Annotated in this window: 7 protein-coding genes; all 7 read left to right on the forward strand. The window is 42.1% G+C overall.

Annotation, left to right across the window (positions count from 1 at the left end):
* Positions 1 to 205 precede the first annotated feature (205 nt).
* The 7 genes from MWU82_RS08315 (at position 206) to MWU82_RS08345 (ending at position 10,317) form a co-directional block, all read left to right on the forward strand.
* A complete protein-coding gene (locus tag MWU82_RS08315; protein WP_247096069.1) occupies positions 206 to 1,288 on the forward strand; it encodes an efflux RND transporter periplasmic adaptor subunit in 1,083 nt (360 codons plus the stop codon).
* The gene (locus MWU82_RS08320; RefSeq protein WP_247096071.1) at positions 1,285 to 4,368 is read left to right on the forward strand and encodes an efflux RND transporter permease subunit; all 3,084 of its coding nucleotides are present in this window, start codon (positions 1,285 to 1,287) and stop codon (positions 4,366 to 4,368) included. Before MWU82_RS08315 ends, MWU82_RS08320 begins: the two co-directional genes overlap by 4 nt.
* 1 nt (position 4,369) lies before the next feature.
* Positions 4,370 to 5,680 (forward strand): TolC family protein, encoded by a 1,311-nt coding sequence (locus tag MWU82_RS08325; RefSeq protein WP_247096073.1) that lies wholly within the window; start codon positions 4,370 to 4,372, stop codon positions 5,678 to 5,680.
* A gap of 109 nt (positions 5,681 to 5,789) precedes the next feature.
* Positions 5,790 to 6,815, forward strand: coding sequence for a metallophosphoesterase (locus tag MWU82_RS08330; RefSeq protein ID WP_247096075.1), 1,026 nt, complete (start codon positions 5,790 to 5,792; stop codon positions 6,813 to 6,815).
* 54 nt (positions 6,816 to 6,869) lie between these two features.
* Positions 6,870 to 7,568 (forward strand): FAD-dependent oxidoreductase, encoded by a 699-nt coding sequence (locus MWU82_RS08335; RefSeq protein WP_247096077.1) that lies wholly within the window; start codon positions 6,870 to 6,872, stop codon positions 7,566 to 7,568.
* A gap of 8 nt (positions 7,569 to 7,576) precedes the next feature.
* Positions 7,577 to 8,599, forward strand: a complete 1,023-nt coding sequence (locus MWU82_RS08340) for an FAD-dependent oxidoreductase (protein WP_247096080.1) — start codon at positions 7,577 to 7,579, stop codon at positions 8,597 to 8,599.
* Between the two features lie 41 nt (positions 8,600 to 8,640).
* Positions 8,641 to 10,317 carry an FAD-dependent oxidoreductase gene (locus tag MWU82_RS08345; protein WP_215949439.1) on the forward strand — a complete coding sequence of 559 codons (1,677 nt, stop codon included), beginning with the start codon at positions 8,641 to 8,643 and terminating at the stop codon, positions 10,315 to 10,317.
* The last annotated feature ends 50 nt before the right edge of the window (positions 10,318 to 10,367 follow it).

The following is a 10,367-nucleotide window of genomic DNA, read 5'->3' on the forward strand; positions in this document are numbered from 1 at the left end:
TTCAAAATTGGAGATAAATCTGACTAGAAATCTTTAAGAAACCTTGTGTTTTTTTGTTTTTATCCCAAACATCTGGTGTAAATTTTTGGTTTTATGTTAATCACTGTTAAATAAAGTTTAACTATTCTTAAAAATAAGTCATAAGAATTAGATTTGTTAGAGTCTTGTTAACGTTTTTACTATTGGTTGCTATCTCCAGAAAATTATGAAAATAAAATACATCGTATATACTTTATTGCTAATTGGATTGGGAGGATTGGTAACCTATCGTATTTTGCAAAATAGTGAAGCGGGTAAATCAGGAAGTTCTGCCAACACCAGTACAGTCCCAATTGTTTCTGGCATGATTCTTCGTTCACAGGAATTTAATGATAATATTTCCCTTTCAGGTACCCTGGAGGCCAATGAGCAAATAGAGATAAGAAGTGAGGTGTCGGGTGTTGTTGAAAGTATAAATTTTGCGGAGGGTAGTAAGGTTTCCCAAGGCCAGGTATTGTTCCGGGTGAACGATATTGAATTGCAAGCGCAATTGTCCAAAGTACGGACCGCCCAGAAGCTGGCTGCCGAAAACGAAAGGCGGGCAAAACTTCTATTGGAAAAGCAAGCCATCAGTCAGGAGGAGTATGACATTGCAAGTGCCGATTTTCAGTCGGCCAGTGCAGAATCGGAATTGATAGCTGCACAATTATCAAAAGCAACTGTCCGAGCCCCATTTTCTGGAATTATAGGGCTTCGTTCTATTTCAAAAGGGACCTATGTTAGTCCGGCAACGGCCGTAGCAAAATTAGTGAATACAGATCAGCTAAAGATTACTTTTTCCATTCCAGAGAAATATGCCACCCAGATTAAGGTTGGTACTTCCTTCACTTTCACAACGGCCGATGCCAAGGAGGTATATAGTGCAAAAATATATGCAATTGAACCAGAAGTGGAGGTTGCTACTAGAACTTTAAAAATGAGGGCAACGGCCGAAAACCCAGGGGGCAAGCTTTTCCCTGGCGCTTTTGCCAATGTAATATTACCCTTGGAAACTGTCAACGATGCCTTATTGGTACCCAGTGAATCTTTGATTCCCGTTCAGAATGGTAAAAAAATCTTTATCGTCGAGAATGGCAAGGCCAAGGAAATAGATGTGGAAATTGGTGCTCGTACAGGAAGTTCTGTGAGGGTCATTTCAGGATTAAAGGTTGGGGATACTGTGCTTACCTATGGGGTTATGGCCTTAAAGGACGGTGCTCCGGTAAAGGTATTATTAAAGGAAACTGAAACTCTTACTGCGGAACAATGAGTTTATCAACATTAAGCATTAAGCGGCCGGTACTTACCATTGTAATGAATTTGGTCATAATTTTATTCGGGATTATTGGTTTTACTTATTTGGGAGTTCGTGAATTTCCTTCCATAGATCCCGCCCAAGTATCGGTTCGTACAAATTATTCGGGGGCCAATGCCGATATTATTGAATCCCAGATTACGGAACCCTTGGAGAAGGCCATAAATTCCATCGATGGTATTAGGAACATAACTTCTTCCAGTATTCAGGGATCTAGTTCCATTAGTATAGAGTTTAATCTCGATAAAAATTTGGAGGACGCAGCCAACGATGTCCGCGATAAGGTGTCACAGGCGGTAAGAAGTCTGCCCGATGATCTGGATGCTCCTCCTGTAGTCTCAAAATCCGATGCCGATGCGGATAGGATACTTTCGATGACCATTCAGAGCGATAGTAAAAATATACTGGAGCTTTCGGATTATGCCGAAAATGTGATATCCCAAAGAATTGAGACCATACCCGGAGTAAGTAGTGTACAAATATGGGGACAACGTAGGTATGCCATGCGGCTATGGATTGATCCTTTTAAATTGGCTTCCTACGGTTTAACTGTGGCGGAAGTACGAAGTGCACTGTTGGCGCAGAATGTGGAGTTACCATCGGGGAAGTTAACAGGTGATAATACCGAAATAACGGTCAAGACCATTGGTAATCTTGATTCTGAGGAAGGCTTCAATAATATAATAATCAGGGCCGATGGCGAAAAATTGGTACGCCTAAGCGATATTGGCAAGGCTTCTTTGGAAGGGGAAAACATGGAAACCAAGATGAGCGATTCCGGTCAGCCTATGGTCGCCATAGCCGTTATACCCCAACCAGGAACCAATTATCTTGAAATTGCCGATAAATTCTATCTGGAATATGAAAAGCTTAAAAAAGATCTGCCTGAAGGGTTTAAATTAAACATTGTAATAGATGATACCGTTTTTGTAAGAAAGGCGGTTACCGAAGTAGCGGAAACCCTGTTGATATCGATTATCCTGGTGATTTTGGTCATATATCTATTTTTTAGAAACTGGTCAATGGCAATGCGTCCGTTAATAGATATTCCGGTATCATTGATAGCCACATTCTTCATTATGTGGTTGTTCGGGTTTTCTATCAATGTCCTTACCCTTTTGGCCATTGTTCTGGCAACGGGACTTGTTGTGGATGACGGAATTGTGGTAACCGAAAATATATATAGGAAGGTGGAGGCCGGGATGAGTCCGATCGAGGCTGCAATAAAAGGTTCCAACGAAATTTTCTTTGCGGTAATATCAATATCCATTACCCTTGCGGCGGTTTTTCTCCCTGTTATATTCCTAGAGGGTTTTGTAGGGAGATTGTTTAGGGAATTTGGAGTTGTGCTGGGTTCGGCGGTGTTGGTGTCCGCTTTCGTCTCCCTTACCTTGACCCCCATGCTAAATGCATATCTTATTAAGCCAGGAAAGCAGAGCCATTCCAAATTCTATAATTTCACGGAGCGCTATTTTGTGAAAATGAATGAATCCTATGCCAGTGCATTAGGTGCTTTTATGAAAAGAAAATGGATGAGTTTTCCAATATTGTTGGCATGTATAGGGCTTATTGCACTTTTCTATGGTTTGCTTCAAAAGGAAACGGCACCTTATGACGATCGCAGTTTTATTCGCTTGAGCGTTACAGCGCCGGAAGGTTCTTCCTATGAATATATGGATCGGTTAATGGATGATATAACAAACCTGGTCAATGATTCTATCCCGGAAAAAAAGGTAAGTTTAGTACTGACTTCCCCCGGTTTTGGAACAACTTCCTCTGTGAATAGTGGTCGTGCAAATATTGCGCTTGTAGAACCAAATGAAAGGGAGCGATCACAAAAGGAAATTGCAGAGGATCTTGGAAGATGGGCAAAATCTTATGTTGGCGGAAAATCCAATGTGTCGGAGAGACCAACAATTGCTGTAAATCGCCGTGGAGGAGCACCTGTTCAATATATTATACAGGCACAGAATTTTAAAAAGCTGGAAGAAAAAATTCCAGAATTTATGCAGGAAGCCGAAAAAAATGAAACCTTTTCCTTTACCGATGTAAACCTGAAATTTGATAAACCCGAACTCTATGTAACCATCAATAGGGAAAAAGCGGAAAGTTTGGGGGTTTCCGTGTTGGATGTTGCGCAAACCTTGCAATTATCCCTCAGTGGGCAACGGTTTGGGTATTTTTTAATGAACGGTAAACAATATCAGGTTATTGGCCAGTTTGATAAAAAGGATCGGGACGCACCTTTGGATCTTACTTCCATATTCGTAAAGAACAAAGATGGTCTCTTAATTCAATTGGACAATCTCGTTTCCACATCGGAACATAGTAGTCCGCCCCAACTATTTCACAACAATAGGTATACCTCGGCAACTGTTTTCGCAAATTTGGCCCCCGGGAAGAGCCTTAGCGATGGGATAGCCGCCATGGAAGAAATAAAGGAAAAAGTACTTGATGAAAGCTTTACCACGGATTTAGGCGGGGAATCCCGAGATTTTGTGGAAAGTAGTTCCAATACCTTGTTTGCTTTTGGCCTTGCCCTGCTTCTAATTTTTCTGATATTGGCAGCACAATTTGAAAGTTTTATAGACCCGATAATTATAATTTTAACGGTACCCATGGCCGTGGCAGGGGCTATGTTTTCCCTTTGGCTCTTTGGACAGACTTGGAATATTTTTAGTCAAATAGGCACTATTATGTTGATTGGACTGGTTACCAAGAATGGTATATTGATTGTGGAATTCGCCAATCAACTTAGGGAGGAAGGGATGTCTAAAATGGAGGCCATTTTAAAAGCGTCGGAGTCCAGATTAAGACCTATTCTCATGACCAGTCTAACTATTGCCTTGGGAGCCTTGCCCATAGCCTTGTCCCTAGGAGCGGCGTCGACCAGCCGTATTGGTATGGGGGTAGTAATTATTGGTGGGACCATGTTCTCATTGGTGCTGACTTTATTTGTTATCCCGGCATTGTATTTCTTATGGTCCAGGGAGAAAAAACAACATCCTGAGTTTAAAGCCCTCGAATCCTATTAAAATGAATAACTATAATTACGCTACCATACTATTTGTTTTCTTTGGTTTAACCAACCTAATTAATGGGCAGGAAATTCTTACCGTAGAGGAAGCCGTCCAAATAGCCTTGGAGAACAACTATCAGATAAAGATCGCGGCCAATGAGCTACAAATAGATGAGGTTTCGGTAAGTGTGGGCAATGCAGGGATGCTTCCTCAGGTTGGACTCAATTTAATCGATAATAATAGCGTACAATATTTAAGCCAGACAAGGTCGGATGGAAGTGTTGTGGAAAGGGACAATGCCAAAAATAATAGTCTCAACTACGGAATTGCCATGGATTGGACCTTGTTTGATGGTTTAAGAATGTTTGCCGATTATGAGCAGCTAAAAGAAACCCAGAAATTGGGGGAAGCCCAATTAAAACAGGTTATCCTTAACAAGGTAGGAGAGGTTATGATTACCTATTTTGATCTTGTACAACAGAAACAGCAACTCACGGCTTTGGACAGTACCATTATTATTTCGGAACAAAGGGTTGATCTGGCCTATAACCGCTTTACCATAGGAAAGGCCTCAAAATTGGAAGTGCTGAACGCCCAGGTAGATTTAAATACGGATGAAACCTTGATGCAGCGTCAAAAGGAATTATATGTTAATACCAAGGTTCAGTTGAACGAATATCTAGCGCGAGATCTGAAGATCGATTTTGAGGTAGTGCCCGAAATTTTTGTAGATCAAGCACTGCAATTGCCAGAACTTGAAACCTTAGTGGCGAAAGAAAATCCGACGCTTCAAGTGGAACAGATCAACAAAAGGATAAGTGAACTGGAATTGAAGCAAACCAGGGCATTGCGCTACCCTACAATTTTTGCAAGTACAGGCTATAATTTTGGTCGCACCGAATCCAGTTTGGGTTTTACAACCAATTCCAATTCAAGGGGATGGAATTATGGTTTTGGTGCAAGCCTAAATGTTTTTGACGGATTTAACCAAAATCGAAATGAGAAAATAGCGAAGATTCAAATTGAAAATACGGAAGTGGCCATTGCCCAAAGAACACAGGAATTAATGTCCCTGGTAAATACAACCTATCAAACCTATCTGACCAATATAAGTCTAATTGAATTGGAAGGTAAAAATGAGGCAATTGCACAGGAAAATATGGAGATTACTGTTGAAAAATATAGAATCGGAATCATCCCTACCATTGAATTTAGGACGGCCCAATTAAATTATATCAATGCAAAGGTGCGCCATAGCAATGCCAAATTTCAAGCAAAATTGTCGGAAATTATCCTAAAGCAGCTCGCTGGGAATTTAGTTTTATAATCTTCTTAAATTCGGGGGTACAGTTATTTGTGTTATTTTAACCATAAAATACAGGTTGGGCCAATTGTTATTGCTTATCCTGTTTGGTGAAAACAACAATTGCGAATAGATGAAACGTCGATTATTTTTTAAAAATGCCGCTTCGGCATCCATAGGGTTGGGACTAACCAAGTATTCAACCAATGATAAATCTACACAACCCTTCGAAAAAGACATCCAGTTTTGTGTTACTTTAGAGGAAAACAAGCTTCAATTTTTTTCAGAAGTCGTTAAGGAGCCTATAAAGATTGTACATATAGCCGACACCCATCTCTTTAGGGACGATGAGCGCGGAGTTCCTTACAAGACGTATAGTGGACGTATGGCCAAGGCCTATAATCAGACCAGACACTTTAAAACAGATGAATTGACCAATCCCGAATTGGCATTTGAAGCCGCTCTAAATTTTGCCAAGGAGTCCCAGGCCGACTTAATTACCCTTATCGGTGATATTTTTAGTTTTCCGTCGGAAGCCGCTATCGAGTGGGTAATGGCCAAATTAAAAGAAGTGAATATCCCCTATATTTATGTTGCCGGCAATCACGATTGGCATTATGAAGGTATGGAAGGGACACTCGAAAATTTGAGAAACAAATGGATCAAGGAAAGATTGCTTCCTTTATATCAGGGCAATCACCCTTTAATGGCATCATACGATTTAAAAGGAATTCGGTTTTTGGCCATCGACAATTCCACCTATCAAATAAATGATGATCAATTGGCCTTTTTTAAAAAGCAGGTTGCAAGCAACGTTCCCTTGGTGCTATTGGTACACATACCTATGTACGCTCCAGGGAAATCTATTGGTTTTGGATGTGGAAACCCGGATTGGGGGGCTTCTTCCGATCGGAATCATGAGCTGGAAGGCCGATTAAAGTGGCCGGAAGCGGGACATACGAAAACTACCTTCGATTTTCATAAGGCGGTGTTTTCTGCCCCAAATCTATTGGGTGTATTTGCGGGTCATATTCATCGTTTTTCAATAGAATCGATTAAGGGAAAACCACAAATAGTAACCGATGACAATGCCAGTGGTGGTTATTTGGATGTTAATTTTTTGCCCTTGGAGCCCAAGGACAAATCCCTAATTTTTTAGGTTGTCCATTATGGCAATAAAAGTTATAGAAGTAGAACATATAAAATTCAAAAAGTGGGAATATTTGGAAAAGTAACTCAAGTGGGTATAATAAATTATTCTTTAAAGTTGATCTGTTGTTTGTTTTTGGGGTTGGTGACCCTAGTGACTAACGGTCAGACCAAGAAGTTTGATATTGTAATTTACGGTGGAACCTCCGCTGGGGTCGCAGCTGCCCTGCAGAGTAGCAGAATGGGCAAGTCCGTTGTGCTCATAGAGCCGACCAATCGAATAGGGGGACTTACCACAGGAGGCCTCGGCCAGACCGATATTGGCAACAAACAGGCCATTGGTGGTATTTCTAGGGAATTCTATGAGAATATCAAAAAATATTATGACGATCCGAAGAATTGGAAATGGGAGAAAAAATCGGATTATAAGGACGGGGGCCAAACCCGTACGGAAGAGGGAGAGCCAACCATGTGGACCTTTGAGCCCTCCGCTGCCCTTGCGGTCTATAAGTCCATGATGGACAAGGAAAAAATAAAGATGGTCTACAACGAAAGGTTGAACAGGGAATCTGGGGTCAAAAAAGTAGATGGCAAAATAGAGTCTATTACCATGGAAAGTGGCAAGACCTACAAGGGAAAGGTTTACCTGGACGCCACTTATGAGGGCGATTTAATGGCCTCGGCCGGTGTTTCCTATGCCGTGGGCAGGGAAAGTAACGCGGAATTTGGGGAAACCTTGAACGGGTACAGGCCAATAGCATAAATTTGGCCTTGACCGGATTTGTTTCCAAAAATGCTTTCAACCATAATTTTATCCCAGGGGTAGATCCGTATGTGATAAAAGGAGATCCCACAAGTGGCCTATTGCCCAATGTCAATGAAAAACCTGGTTTGGAGGGGGAAGGAGATAAAAAGATCCAAGCCTATTGTTTTAGGATGTGCCTTACGGATCACCCGGAAAACCGTATTCCCTTCCAGAAGCCTTCAAATTATGATGAGATCAACTATGAACTGTTGTTCCGTAATTATGAGGCAAGAAAGGGGCCAATAAGGGATATGTACAGCTATAGCAATACACTGTTGCCCTGGATCAATTCCAGTATGCCCAATAGAAAAACGGATACGAACAACAAGTTCGGTTTTTCTACTGATTATATAGGCAGGAACTATGACTATCCCGAGGCTTCCTATGCGGAAAGGGAAAAGATTATTGAGGACCATAGGAACTACCAGATGGGGCTTATGTGGTCCTTGGCCAATCATCCAAGAATTCCTGAGGAAGTACGTGAAGAAGCATCCAGATGGGGCACTACCAAGGATGAATTTGAAAGAGAGGATGGCTGGCAACAGCAGCTTTATATCCGCGAGGCCAGGAGGATGATCAGCGATTATGTTATGACCCAAAAAAATTGTGAGGCATTAGTAGTAGCGGAGGATGCCATTGGGTTGGCGGCCTATGGTATGGATTCCCATAATGTACAGCGATATGTGGATGCCAATGGATTTGTTCAAAATGAGGGCAATGTAGAAGCCCATGGCTTTAAGCCCTATCCCATAAGCTACAGGTCCTTGGTGCCCAAAAAGGAGGAATGCAACAATCTTATTGTCCCGGTCTGTGTAAGTTCAACGCACATTGCCTTTGGATCTATCCGTATGGAGCCTGTATTTATGGTGCTGGGACAATCCGCGGCCACTGCAGCATCACTTGCCATAGATGCCAATACTGATGTTCAGGATGTACCTTACCCTAATTTAAGGGAGCAACTTCTAAAAGATAGTCAAAGGCTAAAGTAAATCACAATTTTTATAGAGATCAATTTGAACCACCAAACAAAATGAAGCAAAAAAGAAAGACTATTAAATTAATCTTTGTCCTTGTTATAGCTGGAATGATGGGGCTTACAGGCTGCAAACAGGCCGAAGAAAAAAGTAACTCGATAGCTACTGCAGATATCATTATTTATGGCGGAACTTCTGCTGCTATTTCGGCGGCGGTGGAAGCAAAACGTTCCGGAAAATCCGTGATTGTGGTGTCGCCCGACATTCATTTGGGGGGATTGTCTTCAGGTGGCTTAGGTTATACAGATACCGGGGACAAACGTGTTATTGGCGGGCTGGCCAGGGAATTTTACCATAGGGTTTGGCAACATTACAACACGGAAGAAGCCTGGATCTGGCAAAAAAAAGAGGAGTATGGCAACAAAGGACAGGGTACTCCTGCCATGGATGGTGAAAATAGGACCATGTGGATCTTTGAGCCCCATGTGGCGGAAAAAGTGTTCGAGGATTTGATTAAGGAAGAGCAGATCCGTGTAGACCGCGATGAATGGTTGGATAGGGAAAATGGGGTAGAGATGAAGGATGGTAATATTGTTTCGATTACCACTTTATCGGGAAAAACGTATTCTGGCAAGATGTTTTTGGACGCCACTTATGAAGGAGACCTTATGGCTTCGGCGGGCGTAAGCTATCATGTGGGTAGAGAGGGCAAGGAAGTATACGGCGAAGAATGGAATGGGGTGCAGACCGGGATTTTGCATCATAAACATTGGTTTCAATCGGATATTTCCCCTTATGTAGTGCCTGGAGACCCCTCCAGTGGTCTTTTGCCAAGGGTGTCGGGAGAAGATCCTGGGGAAAGGCACAGCGGCGACAATAAGATCCAAGCCTATTGCTTTAGGTTGTGTATGAGCAATTATCCAGATAATAGAATTCCCTTTCCTAAACCTGAGGATTATGACCCCATGAACTACGAATTATTGGCAAGGTCCTTGGAAACCGGAAGGAAGGATTGGTTCGAGAAGTTTGATGCCATACCAAACCACAAAACCGACACCAACAACCACGGTCCTTTGAGCAGTGATAATATTGGTATGAATTACGACTATCCGGAGGCCACCTATGAAAGAAGAAAAGAGATTATAAAGGAACATGAGAATTATCAAAAGGGACTACTGTGGTTCGTAGCCAACGATCCTAGGGTTCCAGAGGATATACAGTCCGAAATGCAAAAATGGGGCCTGGCCAAGGATGAATTTACTGACAATGGAAACTGGCCACACCAAATCTATGTAAGGGAGGCCCGGAGGATGATTGGGGAGTTCGTGATGACCGAAAATGAGCTTTTGAAAAAAAGGCCAACCCCTAAACCAATAGGTATGGGTTCATATACAATGGATTCCCATAATGTTCAGCGATATATTAAGCCCGATGGTTTTGTGCAGAACGAAGGGGATATAGGAGTAAGCACCAATGGGCCCTATTCTATATCCTATGGAACTTTAGTGCCAAAGAAGGAAGAGTGCAGGAACCTATTGGTCCCTGTTTGTTTATCTTCCAGTCATATTGCCTTTGGTTCTATTCGTATGGAGCCCGTGTTCATGATCTTGGGGCAATCGGCCGCCGCTGCGGCAGTGCTGGCAATCGATGAAAATGCGGTGGTACAGGAAGTGGACTATGTTAAATTAAGGGAGGTCTTGTTGGCCAAGGGGCAGATTTTGGAAAAGGATTAGGCCCTGTATTTATTTATGATACAATATTGTAATTGATTTTTTTTTTTTTT

The sequence above is a fragment of the Arenibacter sp. S6351L genome (assembly GCF_023016025.1).
Lineage (GTDB): Bacteria > Bacteroidota > Bacteroidia > Flavobacteriales > Flavobacteriaceae > Arenibacter > Arenibacter algicola_B.

Coding starts and splice junctions, on each gene's coding strand:
- MWU82_RS08315 (WP_247096069.1), top strand. CDS start 206: ATGAAAATAAAATACATCGTATATACTTTATTGCTAATTGGATTGGGA.
- MWU82_RS08320 (WP_247096071.1), top strand. CDS start 1,285: ATGAGTTTATCAACATTAAGCATTAAGCGGCCGGTACTTACCATTGTA.
- MWU82_RS08325 (WP_247096073.1), top strand. CDS start 4,370: ATGAATAACTATAATTACGCTACCATACTATTTGTTTTCTTTGGTTTA.
- MWU82_RS08330 (WP_247096075.1), top strand. CDS start 5,790: ATGAAACGTCGATTATTTTTTAAAAATGCCGCTTCGGCATCCATAGGG.
- MWU82_RS08345 (WP_215949439.1), top strand. CDS start 8,641: ATGAAGCAAAAAAGAAAGACTATTAAATTAATCTTTGTCCTTGTTATA.